This is a genomic window from Bittarella sp. HCP28S3_D9, assembly GCF_052065655.1.
GTDB classification, from domain to species: domain Bacteria; phylum Bacillota; class Clostridia; order Oscillospirales; family Ruminococcaceae; genus Bittarella; species Bittarella massiliensis.
The window spans coordinates 64924-82154 of record NZ_JBQHTP010000008.1 but is presented as its reverse complement, the minus strand read 5'-3'; the positions used below and the strand labels follow the sequence as shown (position 1 = coordinate 82154).

Here is a 17231-nt window from a genome sequence, read left to right as displayed (position 1 = left end):
CTCTTTTGTTGCCGTCAGCCCTCGATCACCTTGACGTAGAAGGTGCGGCGGCGGGGGCCGTCGAACTCGCAGAAGTAGATGTCCTGCCAGGTGCCGAGGATGGGTCTCCCCTCGCTGATGATGAGGGAGAGAGAGGGGGCCATCAGGCTGGATTTCATGTGCGCGTCGGAATTGCCCTCAAAGTGGCAGTATTCCCGCAGAGGGGGGAAAGTCTTGTCCAGCCCTGCCGAGAGGTCGCGCAGCACGTCGGGGTCGGCGTTTTCGTTGATGGTGATGGCGGCGGTGGTGTGGGGGGTAAAGACGACGGCGATCCCGTCGCGCACCCCGGTCTCGCGGACGTACTCGCGCACCTGGCTGGTGATGTCGTGAAAGCTGTGCTCGCCGGTGGAGAGCTGAAAACTCTTGCAGTGGGCCATAAAAGTGACGCTCCTTTTTGCCAATTTGCCCCGCTGGGCCCCGCGCTGTGCTACAATACAGAAAAGGGGGCGGAAAATGGTGAGCGAGGGCAGGCAGATTCGCATTTTTTTGTCTCTGTTTCTCATTATAGTGGCGGGACTGCTGTTCTGGCAAGGGGGCAAGGTGGGAAAAGACCTGGGGCCCCTCTACGACGGGCAAAACCGGGTCAATGTCAACCTGGCCGACCAAGAGACCCTGGCCGCCGCCGAGTACGTGGACAGCCAGCTCGCCGATGACATTGTGCGCGTCCGGGAGGAGCGGGGCGCCTTTGCCAGCGACGAAGACCTGATGCGGGTGCCGGGGATCGACGAGTACAGCCTGCCGGTACTCAAAGAGGTACTCTTTTACTAGGGGCATCTCCCTGCGCCTTTTCCCCTTAAAAAATTGGAGGAATTGCTAAAATACAGCAGAAAACGCGCGGCATAAACCAGCGACCTTCCAAATTGGCCGGGTGGTATTGACAGCTCCCGGGCGGGGAGACTATAATGGCTGCAATGACAAAGACGGAGAGAGTCCGGTGCAATGCGCCTTTCCAGAGAGCCGGCGGATGGTGGAAGTCCGGCAGAGGTTGCGCAGCGGCTAGTCACTCCTGAGTTGAAGGGCAGAAAACCGCCAGGGCGGCCAGTAAGTTCTTCCGCGTGGGCTGCGTTAACCGGTCCGGGGTTTGTTGGAACCCTGCAAAGCGGCACAGATCGTGCAATCTGGGTGGTACCGCGGGCTACTTGTACACACAAGGCTCGTCCCTTTTATGGGGACGGGTCTTTTTTATTTGAGTTTTGAAACGGAGGACTGAAAGATGGACAGCAAAATTGCAGAGATCGCAGTGAGGGTCGGCGTCATGCGGGAGATTTTGGGGATCAGTGCGGAGGAGATGGCTGCCCAGGTAAACGTCCCTCTGGAGGAATATATCCGCCTGGAGGGGGGCGAGAGCGACTTCCCCATCACCTTTTTGCAAAAGTGTGCCGCCGTCTTTGGGGTGGACATGATCGAGCTGCTCACCGGCGAGCGGCCCAAGCTGAACATCTACACCGTGGTGAGAAAGGGCAAGGGGCTGCCGGTGGAGCGCCGTCAGGGGCTGGCCTACCTGCACAAGGCCCACCTCTTTCGCAACAAGATGTGCGAGCCCCTCTACGTGACCGCCCCCTACCTGGAGGGCAACGAGGACCGGCCGATGATGATGAACAACCACAGGGGGCAGGAGTTTGACTACATCCTCGAGGGGAGCCTGCGCATGGAGGTGGACGGCCACACCGTGACCCTGGAGGCGGGGGACAGCATCTACTACGACTCCACCTACCCCCACGGGATGGCGGCTGTCGGCGGCAGGGACTGCACCTTTTTGGCCATCGTCATCCACGGCGGCGACGAGGGAAAGGGGGAATAGGCGATGTTGGAACTCTACAAGGACTATCTGCAGGAGGAGTGGGCCGCGGACGGCTCGCTGAAATCGGTGCAGCTGCGCGCGCCGGACGACTTCAACTTCGGCTACGACATCATCGACCGCATCGCCCTGGCGGAGCCCGAGCGGCGGGCCATGGTCTGGTGTGACGACTACGGCTGGGAGGAGACCTTCACCTTTGCCGACATGATGCGCCGCAGCAACCAGACGGCCAACCTGCTGCTCTCCCTGGGGATCAAAAAGGGGGACGCGGTCCTCCTTCTCCTCCGCCGGCACTACGAGTATTGGTTTTGCATTCTGGCCCTGCACAAGATCGGGGCCATCGCCATCCCGGCCACCGACCAGCTCACAGCCAAAGACATCGCCTACCGCATCGATGCGGCGGGGGTGAGCGCGGTCATCTGCACCGCCGAGGGGGAGGCGGCCGCCTCGGTGGACGCCGCGGCCGAGAAGTGCCCGACCCTGCGCACCAAGATCTTGGCCCGGGGCGAGCGGGAGGGCTGGCTCTCCTACCACCGGGAGCTGGAGCGGCAGAGCGACCAACTGGAGCGCATCCCCAACTGCGCGAGCGACCCCATGCTGCTGTTCTTCACCTCCGGCACCACCGGGATGCCCAAGATGGTGCTCCACGACTACCTCTACCCCCTGGGGCACATCGTCACCGCCAAGGAGTGGCACCAGGTGGTGCCCGACGGGCTGCACCTCTCGGTGGCGGACACCGGCTGGGCCAAGGCCTCCTGGGGCAAAATCTACGGCCAGTGGATCATGGAGGCGGGCATCTTTGTCTACGACTACATCCGCTTTGCACCGAAAGACCTGCTCCACCTGATTGAAAAGTACAAAATCACCACTTTCTGCGCGCCCCCTACCATCTTTCGCTTCTTTATTAAAGAGGGGATCGAAAACTACGACCTCTCCTCCCTGCGGCACGTGACCACGGCGGGGGAGGCCCTCAACCCCGAGGTGTTCGACCGGTTCAAGGAATACACCGGCCTCAACCTCACCGAGGGCTTTGGCCAGAGCGAGACCAGCCTGCTCATCGCCAACCTGCCGGGGACGGAGATCCGCCTGGGCTCCATGGGCAAAATCAACCCCCAGTACCAAATTGCCCTGCTGGGGGAGGACGGTGAGATCGTCGACCCCGGCGAGGAGGGGGAAATCTGCATCCGCACCGAGGAGGGCAAGCCCTGCGGCCTCTTCTGCGGCTACTACCTGGACGAGGAGAAGACCGCCGAGATCTGGCACGACGGGTACTACCACACCCGGGACATCGCCTGGCAGGACGAGGACGGCTACCTCTGGTACGTGGGGCGGACCGACGACGTCATCAAGGCCTCGGGCTACCGCATCGGCCCCTTTGAGATCGAGAGCGTGCTGATGGAGCACCCGGCGGTGCTGGAGTGTGCGGTCACCGGGGCCCCCGACCCCATCCGCGGCCAGGTGGTCAAGGCCACCATCACCCTCACCCGCGACTACGCCCCCAGCGAGGAGCTGGTCAAGGAGATCCAGACCTTTGTCAAGCACCAGACCGCCCCCTACAAGTACCCGCGGATCGTGGAGTTCGTGGACGAACTGCCCAAGACCATCAGCGGCAAAATCAAGCGAAACGAGTTGAGGAACCGGTAAATCCCCCTTCGAGAGCCACTGTAATGGCAAGTGCCTTTATAGTGGCTCTCGAAATTTTTTTGCCGCTTTTCCCCCTGGAAGAGAGAAATCACAAGAGAAGGGGCAAATTCGGCCAATTCGTCAAAAAAGGGGAAAACAGCGCCGATTTTGGTTATAAAGGGGGATGCCATTACACTTCTTTGTGGACAGGGCAAAAGGGCCTATAAATGGCTTTGCAAAGCCGTTTCTGCACTGACTGCCCTTGCCATTCGCCGCCCTTTTATTGTATGATGGCTCTGGATATACCCGCTGCCGCCGGTGTGGAGGCAACGGGAGAGACGCGAGACAGCGAAGCGCAGGTATCGGCCCCGCCACTTGGCGCCGGGGCGTTTGCATAGGGGAGAGACGAGATGGGAAAGAAACTTTTGGGAGCTGCCATGGCGCTGGCCATCTTTTCGGCGGCGCTGCTTCTGCCCGGCTGGGAGTGGGTCCGGGGGAAAGAGAAGGGCGACCAGCCCCTGGACGGTACCTCCCTGACGGCGACCGATCAGGAGGGGACGGCGGAGGAGCCGTCCGACGGCGAGCAGATTTTTTCCCGCCCGGACGAGATGAAGGCAGTCACCCTCACCCCCGGCGTCGACTATGCCGCAGGGGAAGAGCTGGACGCCGACGGGGTTGCCGACGAGATCGACAGCCTGTTGGACAGCGCCCAGGAGATGGGGATGAACACGGTGCTCCTTCCCCTGCTGCGGGGGGAGAGATCCATCCACCCCTCCCTCTACTTCGACGCCCTCCTGCCGGACACCGACCTGTTGGCCTATCTGCTGCAGGGCTGTGCCGAGCGAGACCTTTTTGCTTACCCGGTGGTGGACCTGGGGGTGCGGGCGGAGGGGGCCTCGGCCCTCCCCACCAGCGCCGAGGAGATCGCCTACATGGCCGGACGGGCGGGGGAGATCGCCCGGGGCTACCAGTTTGTCGGGCTGCTTCTCTCGGGCTACGAGAATGCCGCCAGTGCCGCCAGCTACCAGGCCTACCGCCAGGCCGGCGGGGGCGAGGGGTTGGAGGACTGGCTGCGCCAGGGCTCGTCCTCGGCGGTGCAGGCGGCGGCCCGGCAGGTCAAGACCGACAGCCCCCAGGTGCAGTTGGGGCTGCTGGTGGGGCCGATCTGGGCCCATGCCTCCCAGCTGGAGGGGGGCTCGGAGACGAGCCGGGTGCCCACCGCCTACTTCGACAGCTGCGCGGATACCCGGCAGATGGCGACCAGCGGGCTCTTTGACTTTTTGGCGGTGGACATGCCCTATGCCACTGCCGACCCGGACGCCCCCTTTGGGGTGCTGGCCGCCTGGTGGAAGGGGGCCCTGACCGCCGACGAGGGGGCCGCCACCCCGCCCATCTACGCCCTGCTGCACAACGAGAAGGTGCTGGGGGAAGAGAGCGGTTGGGGCGCCCCCGACCAGTTGATCCGCCAGGTGATGGCCGCGCGGGAGAACCAGTTGGCGGGCTGCGCCTTCGGCTCCTTTCAGACCCTGCGGGAAAATCCCGGCAAAACCACCGACAAGCTGCTGCAGTACTACCGGGACGAACTCAACCCCAACACCATTCTCAAGGAGCTGTCGGTGGACAGCCCCCGCTCCGCCGATTCGGTCACCTATGAGCCGGTGCTCACCCTCTACGGCGGGGGCGACCCCAATTTCGATTTGACCATCAACGGCGAGACCGTCCCCCTCAACGACAAGGGGCTCTTCTCGGTGGAGCGGGAGCTGAAGGTGGGGGCCAACACCTTCACCTTTGAGCACAAGGGAAAGACCGCCACCTATACCGTCACCCGCCGGGTGAAGGTGTTGCAGTCGGTCTCCCCCTCGGGCAGTGTGCGGGTGCCCGGCGGCACCTCCATCAAGGTGACGGCGGTGGCCTACGCCGGCTCTGCCGTGACGGCCAGCCTGGGCGGCAGCTCGGTGCGGCTCAAGGAGGTGGAGGCGGTAGATGACAGCGGGGAGGGAACGGTGGACTCCTACAAGACCTTTGAGGGGGTCCTCCCCACCTCCGTCTCCGCCGGCGACCAGAAGCTGGGGAACATCTCGGTGAGCGCCAGTTGGAGCGGTTACTCGGAAAAGATGAGCGGCGGCTCGGTGACGGTCACCGGGGCGGGGGAGGCCCCGCCGGCGGTGGTGCCCGGGGGCGGCGACTCGTCCTCCTCTTCCTCGGGGGGCAGCTCTTCTAGCGGCGGCTCTTCCAGCTCGGGGGACGCCTCCTCGACCCCCTCGGAAAACCTGCCCCAAATCAGCGGCAACCTGGCAATCATCACCGCCTCCGACGGCGAGGCGGAGGGGTACTCCCCCTCGGTCAACTCCAACTACTCCGACCCCAGCTGTTTCCCCCTGGCCAAGGGGGCGCAGGTCTTTGTCAAGGGCGAAAAGGTCACCTGTTCGGACGCGGGCTACACCGATAGCTACTACAACCTGGGCTCCGGCACCCGGGTGGAGGCGCGGGACATTCAAATCAAGGGGCAGGCCACCGTCGACGCCAATGTGGTGCGAGGGGTCAGCTTTGCCAACACCGGCGGCGTCTTTCGGATGACCGTCTCCCAGGACTGGGCCGCCCCCACCCGCATCACCCTGGAGGGCAATACCCTCACCGTCCGCCTCTACTACAAGACCGGCTATCGGCCCCGCCTCGAGCTGCCTGCCAACTCCGTCTTCTCCGCCGCCCAGTGGGTCACGGCCGAGGACGGAGCGGACGCCATCCGCTTCACCCTAAAGAGCGGGCAGTTCCGGGGACTGCGGCAGAGCTACCAGGCAAACGGCGACCTGGTGGTCGACTTCAACAACGTCCTCACCTCCCTGTCGGGGATGCGGGTCTACGTGGACCCCGGCCACGGCGGCAGCGGGGATCCGGGCGCGGTCAACGGCCCCCTGCAGGAGGCGGCCATCAACAAGGCCATCGCCGACAAGCTGGTGGCCGAGCTGCAGGGCCGGGGAGCGGTGGTCAAACTGGGCAGCCGCGTCAAGGACTTGAGCGCCCGGGTGCGGGAGGCGAACAGCTTTGGCGCAGACCTCCTGGTGAGCATCCATCAAAACTCCACCACCGGCGCCAGCGCCCGGGGGGCGGAAGTCTGGTACTTTAACCCCTACTCCAAGACCATCGCCTCCACTATTTCCAGCAGGGTAGCGACGGCCAACCTCTCGGGCATCGACCGGGGGGCCAAGTTCGGGTATATGGCCGTCACCCGGCAGATGCGCTACCCGGCGGTGCTGGTGGAGTGCGGCTTCCTCTCCGACGCCACCGAGGGGCAAAACCTGGCCAACGCCGCGGTGCAGGAAAAGATCGCCAAGGCCATTGCCGACGGCATCGCCGCGGGCATTTAGCAAAACAGAGATGAAAGAGGGCCCGACAGCACCGTCTGCCGGGCCCCCTTGGCGCCAGGGGGCGGTTCTGCCCCCGCCCCCGCCCGCATAGGGTTACAGTGAACGAAACCCGCGGGGAGGTAAGGAAAATGGAGGATTTTCGCAATCGCAGCTACGCCTTTCGGGAGGGCCGCTCCCGCCGGGACGAGCAGGGGGAGGGGCCGGGGGGCGGATTTGTCACCCTGGTGCAGATCGTGCTGGCCGCCCTGCTGGTGGGCAGCGCCTTTTTGCTGAAGACGGCCAACCCCGAATGGTACGAGCGGCTGCGGCAGGACTACGCCGCCGCCATCACCCGGGAGGAGAGTTTGGAGGAGGCCAAGGACGTGCTCTTTCAAATTTACGGCGGCATCACCGGCAAGGGGGCGGGCGAGGGCGGCTCCTCCGCTCTCGACGGGGGCTCGTCCGCCCCCTCGTCCGCCACTCCGCTGCCCGGCAGCTCGTCCGCCGCGCCGGGGGAGGCGGTGGAGACCATGGGCGGCCAGGGCGGCATGCAGGAGGTGCCCTACGACGACTACGACAAGACCATGACGCCGCCGGAGAACGCCTCTTACGAGCCCTATACCCTGACGGTGACCCCGCAGCTGCCGGTGTCGGGTCGGGTCACCTCGCCCTTTGGCTACCGCTGGCACCCCATCACCAAGAAGCTGGACTTTCACACCGGGGTGGACATTGCGGCGGCCAAGGGCACCAAAATCGCCGCCGCCCTGAGCGGCACGGTGGCGGAGGCCGGGCAGAGCCGGGTCTACGGCAACTACATCCTCCTGCGCCACAGCGACGACCTCTACACCTTCTATGGCCACTGCGACAGCCTGCAGGTGAAGGCGGGGACGGTGGTGCGCCAGGGCGAGACCATTGGCTATGTGGGGAGCACCGGCCTCTCCACCGGCCCCCACCTCCACCTGGAAATCCGGCTGCGCGGCAAACAGGTGGACCCCCGCTGGGTATTCCCCCAGCTGTAAGGGGTGCGCTTCTCCCTGGGGAAAGCGGCGGTGCGCGTCTCGCCCCTCTACCTTTTTTTGCTGCTGTGCATCTCGGTGTTCGACTACACCGGCATCCTGCTGCAGGCCTTTGTCGCCAGTTTGCTCCACGAGATGGGACACCTGCTCTGCCTGCTGTTGCAGCGCCGTCCCGTCTGCGCGCTGGACTTTACGGTGGCGGGCATCCGCCTGGACCGGGGGACCGACTACTGCCCTTCGCCGGCCGACATCCCGGTCTACCTGGCGGGTCCGGCGGTCAACCTGGCCATCGGCCTGGGGGCCCTCTGGCTGCTGCAGCGCCGCTTTGCCCTGCACCTGGCCACCCTGGCGCTGATCCACCTGCTGCTGGGGGCTTTTAACCTGCTGCCCATCTCCCTTCTGGACGGGGGACAGGTGCTGCTGATTTTTCTGCGGGAAAAGCTGCCGCCCCGGCGGGCCGAGCGGCTCTACTGGGCCTTTTCCTTCTGGACCTCTCTCGCCCTGTTGGGGGCGGGGCTCCTCCTCTTCGCGGCCACCCGCCAAAATGGCACCCTGGCCCTTTGCGGCGGGTACCTCTTTTACTCGGTGGTGCGGGGCCGTCAGAGGGAGGAGGGGCGGCGCCGTTAACTGCCTTCTGCCAACCTGTCCGGCGGTTGCGGCGCGGCCGGATTTAGTGTATGATAAGTAGGCGCAAAGGGATTCTTTGCGCCTACTTTTGACGTTTGAAGAGGAATGACATGTTAAGAGATACCATTGAACAGGTGCTGCTCAAGGTGCAAAAGCCCGCCCAGTACATCGGCGGGGAGCTGGGCAGCATCGTCAAAGACAGAGACGGGGTGGACCTTCGCTTTGCCTTTTGCTTCCCCGACACCTACGACGTGGGGATGTCCCACCTGGGGATGAAGATCCTCTACGGCCTGCTCAACGAGCGGCCCGACATCTGGTGCGAGCGGGTCTTTGCCCCCTGGGTGGACATGGAGGAGCAGATGCGGGAAAACCACATCCCCCTCTACGCCCTCGAGAGCCTGGACCCGGTGGCCGATTTTGACATCGTCGGCTTCACCCTCCAGTACGAACTCAGCTTCACCAACATCCTGAATATGCTCGATCTGGCGGGCATCCCTGTGCTGGCCGCGCAGCGCGGGGACAGCCTGGCCCCCCTCATCGTGGCGGGGGGACCCTGCGCCTGCAACCCCGAGCCGCTAGCCGATTTCATCGACCTGTTTTTGCTGGGCGAGGGGGAAGAGCTGAACCTGGAGCTCTGCGACCTCTACCTGGCATGCAAAAAAGAGGGGGTGGGGAAGGGGGAGTTCCTCCGCCGGGCCGCCCAGATCGAGGGGGTCTATGTCCCCTCCCTCTACGAGGTGCAGTACAAAGAGGACGGGACCGTCGAGCGGGTCACCCCCCGCGAAGGCGCCCCCGCCACCGTGCGCAAGCGGATCGTCAGGGAGATGAGCAGCGCCTATTTCCCCGAAAACTTCGTGGTGCCCTTCACCGACATCGTCCACGACCGGGCCATGGTCGAGGTGCTGCGGGGCTGTATCCGGGGCTGTCGGTTCTGCCAGGCGGGGTTCATCTACCGCCCCCTGCGGGAGAAGGACCCCGGGGTCATCGACGCCCAGGCGAAGGCCCTGTGCAAAAACACCGGCTACGACGAGGTGTCCCTCACCTCGCTGAGCACCAGCGACCTGACCACCCTGGAGGGGCTTCTCGACGAGATGCTCACCTGGACCGAGGACGAGAAGGTCAGCCTCTCGCTGCCCTCTCTGCGGGTGGACAACTTCTCCAAAGAGCTGGTGGACCGCATCACCTCGGTGCGAAAGAGCGGCCTTACCTTCGCCCCGGAGGCCGGCACCCAGCGGCTGCGGGACGCCATCAACAAAAACGTCACCCAGGGGGAGATCGACCGCACCTGCGCCCTGGCCTTTGAAAACGGCTACACCGGCGTCAAGCTCTACTTCATGATCGGCCTGCCCACCGAGACGATGGAGGACGTGGAGGGGATCGTCGAGACCGCCCAGGGGGTGGTGGAGCTCTACTACAAGACCAAGGAGCACGCCAAGGGCAAGGGGGTGCAGGTCTCGGTGAGCACCGCCTGCTTTGTGCCCAAGCCCTTTACCCCCTTTCAGTTCGAGCCCCAGGACACCATGGAGCAGCTGGCGCAGAAGCAGGAGCGGATGCGCGCGGTGCTGCGCAGCAAGAAGATCAAGCTCAGCTGCCACGACACTCAGGTCAGCTTTATCGAAGGGGTGTTTGCCCGGGGCGACCGGCGGCTGGGGAAGGCCATCCTCTGCGCCTGGGAGAGCGGCTGCACCTTTGACGGGTGGAGCGAGCGCTTCTCCTACGAGCGGTGGATGGCGGCCTTTGCCGAGGCGGGGCTCGACCCGGCCTTTTACGCCAACCGCCGCCGCCCCTACGACGAGGTGCTCCCCTGGGATCACCTGGACTACGGGGTGAGCAAGGCCTTCTTGGTGCGGGAGAACCAGCTCGCCCACCAGTCGGTCGCCACCCCCCACTGCCGACAGCACTGCAGCGGCTGCGGCGCCAACAAGCTACTGGGAGGACCCTGCTTTGGAAACGATGCAAACGATACGCCTGTGGTTTAAAAAGGATGGGCTGGCCAAGTACATCTCCCACCTGGATCTGGTGCGGTGTATGGCCCGGGCCCTCAAGCGCTCGGGGCTGCCGGTCTGGTACACCCAGGGCTTTAACCCCCACATCTACCTCACCTTCGCCCTGCCCCTCTCTCTGGGGCAGGAGAGCGAGTGCGAGATCATGCAGTTTCGCCTGGTGGAGGAGCTGCCCCTGAACGAGGTGAAGGACCGGCTGAACGCCGCCCTGCCCGCCGGGCTGCAGGTGCTCGCCGCCGCCCTACCCCAGCAGGACCTGCAGGCGATCGCCGCCGCCGACTACCGGGTGTCCCTCGAGGGGACGCCGGGTTTGGCCGAGCGCTTTTTGGCGTTTGCCCGGCAGCCCCAGATCAAGACCCTCAAGCGCAGCAAGAAGGGCCCCAAAGAGGTGGATATCCGCCCCCTGGTCCTGGCCTGTGACGGCGAAGAGGGGGAGGGGGGCCGGGTGCTCCTCTCTCTGCGGCTGGCCGCGGGGGGGCAGCAAAACCTCAACCCCGCCCTCCTCATCGACGCCTACTGCGCCCAGAGCGGCGAGTCGGTCAAGACCGCCTCCATCCGCCGCACCGCCCTCTACGACGGGGCGGGCGCGCCCTTTTGCTAAAATTGCCGCGCCCTGCCAAACATTTTGCCTTTTCTGGCCGTTTTCCCCTTGCACAGGGGGGAAGTGTGTGGTAAAATACAGCAGTATGTTCCGCTGTAGGGCCTTTGGGCCCGGCGGCGGGGTTTCTGTCAATATCTGAAACCAGGCAGTCCTCTGCTCACCGCAAGGTATGAAAAAGAAGCAAGAATGTCGGAAAACCAAGGAGGATTTATCATGGATGCAATGAAACTGATGACCGACTCGATGCTCAAGTCCGAGCTCCCCGAGATCAACATCGGCGACACCGTTCGGGTGCACGTGCTGATCAAAGAGGGCCAGAGAGAGCGTATCCAGGTGTTTGAGGGCACTGTCATCGCCCGCAAACACGGCGGGATCAACGAGACCTTCACCGTGCGCCGGGTTTCCTACGGCGTCGGCGTGGAGCGGGTTTTCCCGGTCCACTCCCCCAAGGTCGAAAAGGTCGAGATCGTTCGCCGCGGCAAGGTGCGCAGAAGCAAGCTCTACTACCTGCGCGACCGCGTCGGCAAGGCCGCCAAGGTCAAAGAGCAGCTCCGATAAACCGCGAAGGGCGGCCGGTTCAAACCGGCCCCCCTTTTCTTTGCCCTTTTGGCGACTGAATTTCCCAATCTTGTTGGAGGAGAGGGAGGGGGGTCTTTGGGGGATGGGGGACACAGAGGGCTGTCCTGGACTGCCAGTTTGCCGGTGGCAGCGGGTAGGATGCAAATCTAAACTGCTGGTGTTCCTTGCGGGGCGAAGCCCCGATGCCGCCCTTTTGGGGCTGGTGCATCCCGCCTCTTTCACCGGCGGTTTTGATTTTGCCGGTATCTGGACGGCGGGCGGGGGCGGGGAGGAGATTTGAAATTTCTGTGAATCCCTTTTTTTGCGGCGCAGAAAATGGTACAATAACACCGAGAAACATGGGGCCGCCTGTCCCCAGGGCCGAGGGCGAGGGGAGAGGCGGCCTTTACTTTCGTCGAGAAAGGTCGGTGCCTTTTATGGAACACGCCGTTGCGCAGCGGGGAAAATCGCGCCCGCAGATGCCCAAGCGGGCCCCGGCGGGGGCGCTCTACCGCGAATTTTTCAGCTGGGTCGAGACCATCGTCCTCTCTTTGGTGGCGGTGTCGCTGGTGTTCACCTTTGTGGTGCGCATCATCCGGGTGGACGGGGACTCCATGCTCCCCACCCTCCAAAACAACAACGTGCTGCTGATTTCCCCCTTCCTCTACGAGGTGGAGCAGGGGGACATCGTCGTCCTCAACAGCCACGAGGACGAAAAGCTCTACATCAAGCGGGTCATCGCCACCGAGGGGCAGGTGGTCAACATCGACTTCGACTCCGGCACCGTCTTTGTGGACGGGGTCCCTCTGGACGAGCCCTACATCAACGAGGCCACCGCCCTGCGGGGGGACGAGCCCTTCCCCCAGACAGTGCAGCCCGGCCACTACTTCGTGATGGGGGACAACCGCAACCACTCGGAGGACAGCCGCTTCTCCTCGCTGGGCCAGGTGGCCAAGCAGGACATTGTCGGCGAGGCTTATTTTAGACTGCTGCCCTTTGGCGGCTTTGGAAAGGTAGGGTGAGCGAGATGGCAAACGACCTGCACACCATTCAGTGGTTCCCCGGCCACATGGCCAAGACCCGCCGGCTCATCGCCGAAAATCTCCGCCACGTCAACCTGGTGGCCGAGATCGTGGACGCCCGCATCCCCGCCTCCAGTCGCAACCCGGAAATCGACGCCCTGGTGGGGGAGAAGCCCCGGCTGCTGCTGCTCAACAAGTCGGATCTGGCCGACGAGGCGGCCACCCGCCGCTGGATCGAGTGGTACCGCGGCCAGGGGATCCCCGCCATCGCCATCGACGCCAAGAACGACAGGGGATTGGGGCAGTTCAAACCCGCCGTCCTCGCCGCGCTGGAGGGGTATTTGCAGCGCCGCCGCGAAAAGGGGATGACCGGCCACCAGATCCGGGTGATGGTGGTGGGGGTGCCCAACGTGGGCAAATCCTCCTTCATCAACCGCATCGCCGGGGGCAAGCGCGCCAAGGTGGAGGACCGCCCCGGCGTCACCCGCGGCAAGCAGTGGATCAAGATCGACGAGGACTTGGAGCTGCTCGACATGCCCGGCATCCTCTGGCCCAAATTCGACGACCCCGCCGTGGGGGAGAAACTGGCCTTCACCGGCGCCATCAAGGACGACGTGATGGACATGGAGTTCATCGCCATGAAGCTTTTGGACATCCTCTCCGCCCAGTACCCCGAGGCGCTGGCATCCCGCTACAAGCTGGACCCCGAGGCCCTGGCCGCCTGTGCCGACGGCTTTGCGGTGCTGCAGCTCATCGGCCGCAAGCGGGGGATGCTCATCTCCGGCGGGGAGATCGACACCGAGCGGGCCGCCATCATGCTGGTGGACGAGTACCGGGGCCAGAAGATCGGCCGCTTCACCCTGGAGACGCCGCCCCGGGCGGAGGGGGCGCAGTGAGCGCCCCGGCCCTGCACCCCGAGCTGTTGGCCTTTGACCAAGACCTGCGCCAGCGCTTCGGCACCCTCTGCGGGGTGGACGAGGCGGGGCGGGGCCCCCTGGCCGGCCCGGTCTGCGCCGCGGCCGTGGTGCTGCCCGAGGGGTATCTGCCGGCGGGACTCAACGACTCGAAAAAACTCACCGAAAAGCGGCGGGAACTGCTCTTTGACGAGATACGGGAGAACGCCGTGGCCTACAGCGTCCAGCTGGTGGATAACGAGATCATCGACGACATAAACATATTAAACGCCACCATGCAGGCCATGGCCCAGGCCATTGCCGGGCTGGGGGTGCCGGTGGAACTGGCCCTCATCGACGGCAACCGCTGTCCCCCCGCCGACCTGCCCTGTCAGGCCGTCGTCCAGGGGGACGCCCGCTCGGCCAGCATCGCCGCCGCCTCCATCCTCGCCAAGGTCACCCGGGACCGGCTGATGCTGGAGTACGACCAGCTCTTTCCCGGCTACGGGTTTGCCCGCCACAAGGGCTACCCCACCAAGGCCCACTATCAAGCCCTCACCGAGCTGGGGGTCACCCCCATCCACCGGCTGACCTTCCTCAAAAAGTGGAAGGGGCGCTCCCAGTGAGGGAGCGGGGGCGGGGGATGAAGTCCACCTCCGGCATTTTGGGGGAGGTGGAGGCCGCCCGCCTGGCCCGGCGCAAGGGGTATCAGATCCTGCGCTCCAACTTCACCTGCCGCTACGGGGAGCTGGACTTGGTTGTCGCAGACGGGGACACCCTGGTGATCATGGAGGTCAAGACCCGGCTGCAAAATGCCCTCTACACCCCGGCCGAGGCGGTGACCCGCCAGAAGCAGGAGCGGATCAAGCTGGCCACCAACGTCTTTTTGGCCGCCCAGCAGCTCGACGACGTGCAGGTGCGCTTTGACGTGGTGGAAGTGATCATGGATGAGGCCTTTGAGGTGGTGTCGGTCAACCACCTGGAAGATGCCTTTCGCTGAACGCGAGAGAGGAGAGAGCGCTCATGGATTTGTTTGACCTGCACTGCGACACCCTGACTTCCTGCTGCAACAAGGGGGTGTCCCTGGCGGAGAACGAACTGGAGATCTCCCTGCAAAAGGGGGCCTATTTGGAGCGGTGGGCCCAGTGCTTTGCCGTCTTTGTCCCCGACGAGTTGCGGGGGGAGGCGGCCTATGACTACTACCGCCGGGCGGTGGACTACTATCGCGCCCAGGCCGCCCCGCCGCTGCTGCGCGAGGGGGCACAACTGGCCGCCCTGCGACGGGGGGAGAGGCGGCTCTGCCCCATCCTCACGGTGGAGGGCGGCGCTGTCCTGGCCGGCCGGCTGGAGCGGATACAGGCCCTGGCCGAGGACGGGGTGCAGATGCTGACCATCACCTGGAACGGCGAGAACGAACTGGGCTGGGGGATCAGCGAGAACCGGGGCCTCAAGCCGCTGGGCAGAGAGGCAGTGCGGGAGATGGAGCGCTGGGGCATCCTCCCCGACGTCTCCCACCTCTCCCAGTGGGGTTTTTACGATTTGGCGGCGGTGGCGGAAGGGCCGATCGTGGCCTCCCACTCCAACGCCAAAGCCCTCTGCAACCACCCCCGCAACCTGACTGACGAGCAGTTTGCCATCATCCGCGACCGGGGCGGACTGGTGGGCCTCAACTACAACCAGGGCTTTTTGCGAGAGGACGGTCCCGCCACCCCCGACGACATCGCCGAGCACGCCCTTCACTTTTTGGCCCTGGGAGGTGAAAAGACCCTGGCCCTGGGCTCTGATTTTGACGGGGCCGAGATGCCGCAGCAGCTGCCGGACATCGCCGCCCTGCCCGCCCTGGCCGACGCCATGGCCCGGCGGGGGATCGGCCCGCAGCAGATACAGGCCATCTTCTTTGACAACGCCGCCGACTTTTTTGAGAGAAGGCTGTCCTCTTTTTGAGGGGGGCGGAATAGGATTTGGCGGGAAGGATTTTCCAGCCCAAAAAATTGGCGACTTCTCATAGCCTGTGGTTTATGGTATAATGGCGAAAAATCGGCTGTGGGCGGGGGAGGGCTCTGCACCCTCCTCCCGCCGCCTGCAAAGGGCGGACAGCAGCCGGTTTGTCCCCCCTGTTCTCTGCCTGTGGGAGGAAGGGGACGGGGGAAGAAAAAGAGGGCGGCCCCGTGCCGCCGGACCTGGAAAATTGAAGAGGTGAGCAGATTGCGTTACAGCAGTACAAGGGATTCTTCGCTGCAGGTGTCGTCCTCCGAGGCGATTTTGCAGGGCATCTCAAAAGACGGCGGCCTGTTTGTCCCTGAGACAATTCCCGCCTTCGCGCCGGGTGAACTGGCCCAGCTGCAGGGCAGCAGCTACCAGGAGGTAGCCTCTGCCGTTCTGTCCCGCTACCTGACCGATTTTTCGCAGGAGGAGATCGACGCCTGCGTGAAAAAGGCCTATGGCAGCAAGTTCCCCGAGGGGGAGGCCCCCCTGGCCGAACTGAAAGACGGCCTTCAGGTGCTGGAACTCTGGCACGGCCCCACCTGCGCCTTTAAGGACATGGCCCTGCAGATGCTGCCCCAGCTGCTGACGGTGGCCAACAAAAAGGCGGGCGACGGCAAGACCATCCTCATTTTGGTGGCCACCTCCGGCGACACCGGCAAAGCCGCCCTCGAGGGGTTTTGCGACGTGCCGGGCACCGAGATCGCCGTGTTCTATCCCCAGGACGGGGTCAGCCACATGCAAAAGCGCCAGATGGTGACCCAGGCGGGGGAGAACGTGCACGTCTGCGGGGTGGACGGCAACTTTGACGACTGCCAGACCGGGGTGAAGCGGATCTTCACCGACGGTCGCGCCGCGGCGGAACTGGCGGCCAAGGGGATGCGCTTTTCCAGCGCCAACTCCATCAACTGGGGGCGGCTGGCGCCCCAGATCGTCTACTATGTATACGCCTATCTGGAGATGTGCCGCGCCGGCAAGGTCGCCATGGGGGAGCCGGTGAACTTTGCCGTCCCCACCGGGAACTTCGGCAACATCCTTGCCGCCTACTTTGCCAAGGAGATGGGCGTCCCCATCGGCAAACTCATCTGCGCCTCCAACCGCAACAACGTGCTCACCGACTTTTTGAGCGAGGGTCGCTACGACCGCAACCGCCCCTTCTACACCACCCTCTCCCCGTCGATGGACATCCTGGTCTCCTCCAACCTGGAGCGGCTCCTCTACCTCCTCTCCGGGCGGGACGACGGGCTGATCGGCCGCCTCTACCGCGACCTATCCGATTCCGGCCGCTTTGCGGTGAAAGAGGAGATGCTCGGCCGCCTCCAAGAGAGCTTTGCCGCCGGCTGCGCCGACGACGCCGAGACCTCGGCTGCCATCAGAGAGGTCTACGACCGCTCGGGCTACCTCTGTGACCCCCATACCGCCGTGGCCTTCAAGGTCTACGGCGAGTACCGGGCGGCCACTGGGGACGAGACCCCCACGGTGGTGGTCTCCACCGCCAGCCCCTACAAATTCCCGGCCAGTGTGCTGGAGGCGCTGGGCGGCGAACTGCCGGGGAAAAACGACTTCTCCATCCTCTCCTCGCTGGAGGAGCGCAGCGGTGTCGCGGCCCCGGCGGCCCTCAAGGCCCTGCGGGACAAACCCATTCGCTTTGGCGACTGCTGCATGCCCGGCGAGATGTTCGGCTGGGTCAAGGCGGTCCTCAACATCTAGCGGGCACCGGACAG

Annotated in this window: 16 protein-coding genes; 15 read left to right on the top strand and 1 reads right to left on the bottom strand. The window is 64.4% G+C overall.

The window, feature by feature from the left end; genetic code table 11:
- Positions 1–14: 14 nt before the first annotated feature.
- Entirely contained in the window at positions 15–416 is a 402-nt protein-coding gene (locus ACTNAU_RS06245; protein WP_441097886.1) for a secondary thiamine-phosphate synthase enzyme YjbQ, read from the bottom strand.
- 130 nt (positions 417–546) lie between these two features.
- Here ACTNAU_RS06245 and ACTNAU_RS06240 point away from each other — a divergent pair, with 130 nt between their 5' ends.
- The 15 genes from ACTNAU_RS06240 to thrC all read left to right on the top strand — a co-directional run bounded on the left by ACTNAU_RS06240 (position 547) and on the right by thrC (position 17217).
- On the top strand, positions 547–807 hold the full coding sequence (locus tag ACTNAU_RS06240) for a ComEA family DNA-binding protein (protein ID WP_441097885.1): 261 nt from the start codon (positions 547–549) through the stop codon (positions 805–807).
- Positions 808–1252: 445 nt separating this feature from the next.
- Positions 1253–1840 carry a helix-turn-helix domain-containing protein gene (locus ACTNAU_RS06235; RefSeq protein WP_441097884.1) on the top strand — a complete coding sequence of 196 codons (588 nt, stop codon included), beginning with the start codon at positions 1253–1255 and terminating at the stop codon, positions 1838–1840.
- Positions 1841–1843: 3 nt separating this feature from the next.
- Positions 1844–3481: an AMP-binding protein gene (locus ACTNAU_RS06230; RefSeq protein ID WP_441097883.1), complete on the top strand. Its 1638-nt coding sequence runs from the start codon at positions 1844–1846 to the stop codon at positions 3479–3481.
- Positions 3482–3870: 389 nt separating this feature from the next.
- Positions 3871–6825: an N-acetylmuramoyl-L-alanine amidase gene (locus ACTNAU_RS06225; RefSeq protein ID WP_441097882.1), complete on the top strand. Its 2955-nt coding sequence runs from the start codon at positions 3871–3873 to the stop codon at positions 6823–6825.
- A gap of 128 nt (positions 6826–6953) precedes the next feature.
- Complete coding sequence (locus ACTNAU_RS06220) at positions 6954–7823, top strand: M23 family metallopeptidase (protein ID WP_441097881.1); 870 nt, start codon at positions 6954–6956, stop codon at positions 7821–7823.
- A 57-nt stretch (positions 7824–7880) separates the two neighbouring features.
- The gene (locus ACTNAU_RS06215) at positions 7881–8447 is read left to right on the top strand and encodes a site-2 protease family protein (protein ID WP_441097880.1); all 567 of its coding nucleotides are present in this window, start codon (positions 7881–7883) and stop codon (positions 8445–8447) included.
- A 110-nt stretch (positions 8448–8557) separates the two neighbouring features.
- The gene (locus ACTNAU_RS06210; protein WP_185915123.1) at positions 8558–10426 is read left to right on the top strand and encodes a TIGR03960 family B12-binding radical SAM protein; all 1869 of its coding nucleotides are present in this window, start codon (positions 8558–8560) and stop codon (positions 10424–10426) included.
- Positions 10401–11051 carry a TIGR03936 family radical SAM-associated protein gene (locus tag ACTNAU_RS06205; protein WP_441097900.1) on the top strand — a complete coding sequence of 217 codons (651 nt, stop codon included), beginning with the start codon at positions 10401–10403 and terminating at the stop codon, positions 11049–11051. The genes ACTNAU_RS06210 and ACTNAU_RS06205 overlap by 26 nt, the downstream gene beginning before the upstream one ends.
- A gap of 213 nt (positions 11052–11264) precedes the next feature.
- Positions 11265–11609 carry a 50S ribosomal protein L19 gene (rplS, locus tag ACTNAU_RS06200; RefSeq protein ID WP_044992397.1) on the top strand — a complete coding sequence of 115 codons (345 nt, stop codon included), beginning with the start codon at positions 11265–11267 and terminating at the stop codon, positions 11607–11609.
- 437 nt (positions 11610–12046) lie between these two features.
- Positions 12047–12631, top strand: a complete 585-nt coding sequence (lepB, locus tag ACTNAU_RS06195; RefSeq protein WP_243164279.1) for a signal peptidase I — start codon at positions 12047–12049, stop codon at positions 12629–12631.
- A 5-nt stretch (positions 12632–12636) separates the two neighbouring features.
- Positions 12637–13527: a ribosome biogenesis GTPase YlqF gene (ylqF, locus tag ACTNAU_RS06190; protein WP_441097899.1), complete on the top strand. Its 891-nt coding sequence runs from the start codon at positions 12637–12639 to the stop codon at positions 13525–13527.
- The gene (locus tag ACTNAU_RS06185) at positions 13524–14150 is read left to right on the top strand and encodes a ribonuclease HII (RefSeq protein ID WP_256135704.1); all 627 of its coding nucleotides are present in this window, start codon (positions 13524–13526) and stop codon (positions 14148–14150) included. The genes ylqF and ACTNAU_RS06185 overlap by 4 nt, the downstream gene beginning before the upstream one ends.
- Positions 14147–14524, top strand: a complete 378-nt coding sequence (locus tag ACTNAU_RS06180; RefSeq protein ID WP_052537630.1) for a YraN family protein — start codon at positions 14147–14149, stop codon at positions 14522–14524. Before ACTNAU_RS06185 ends, ACTNAU_RS06180 begins: the two co-directional genes overlap by 4 nt.
- A gap of 23 nt (positions 14525–14547) precedes the next feature.
- Positions 14548–15468, top strand: a complete 921-nt coding sequence (locus tag ACTNAU_RS06175; RefSeq protein ID WP_441097879.1) for a dipeptidase — start codon at positions 14548–14550, stop codon at positions 15466–15468.
- 261 nt (positions 15469–15729) lie between these two features.
- Positions 15730–17217 (top strand): threonine synthase, encoded by a 1488-nt coding sequence (gene thrC / locus ACTNAU_RS06170; protein WP_256135697.1) that lies wholly within the window; start codon positions 15730–15732, stop codon positions 17215–17217.
- The last annotated feature ends 14 nt before the right edge of the window (positions 17218–17231 follow it).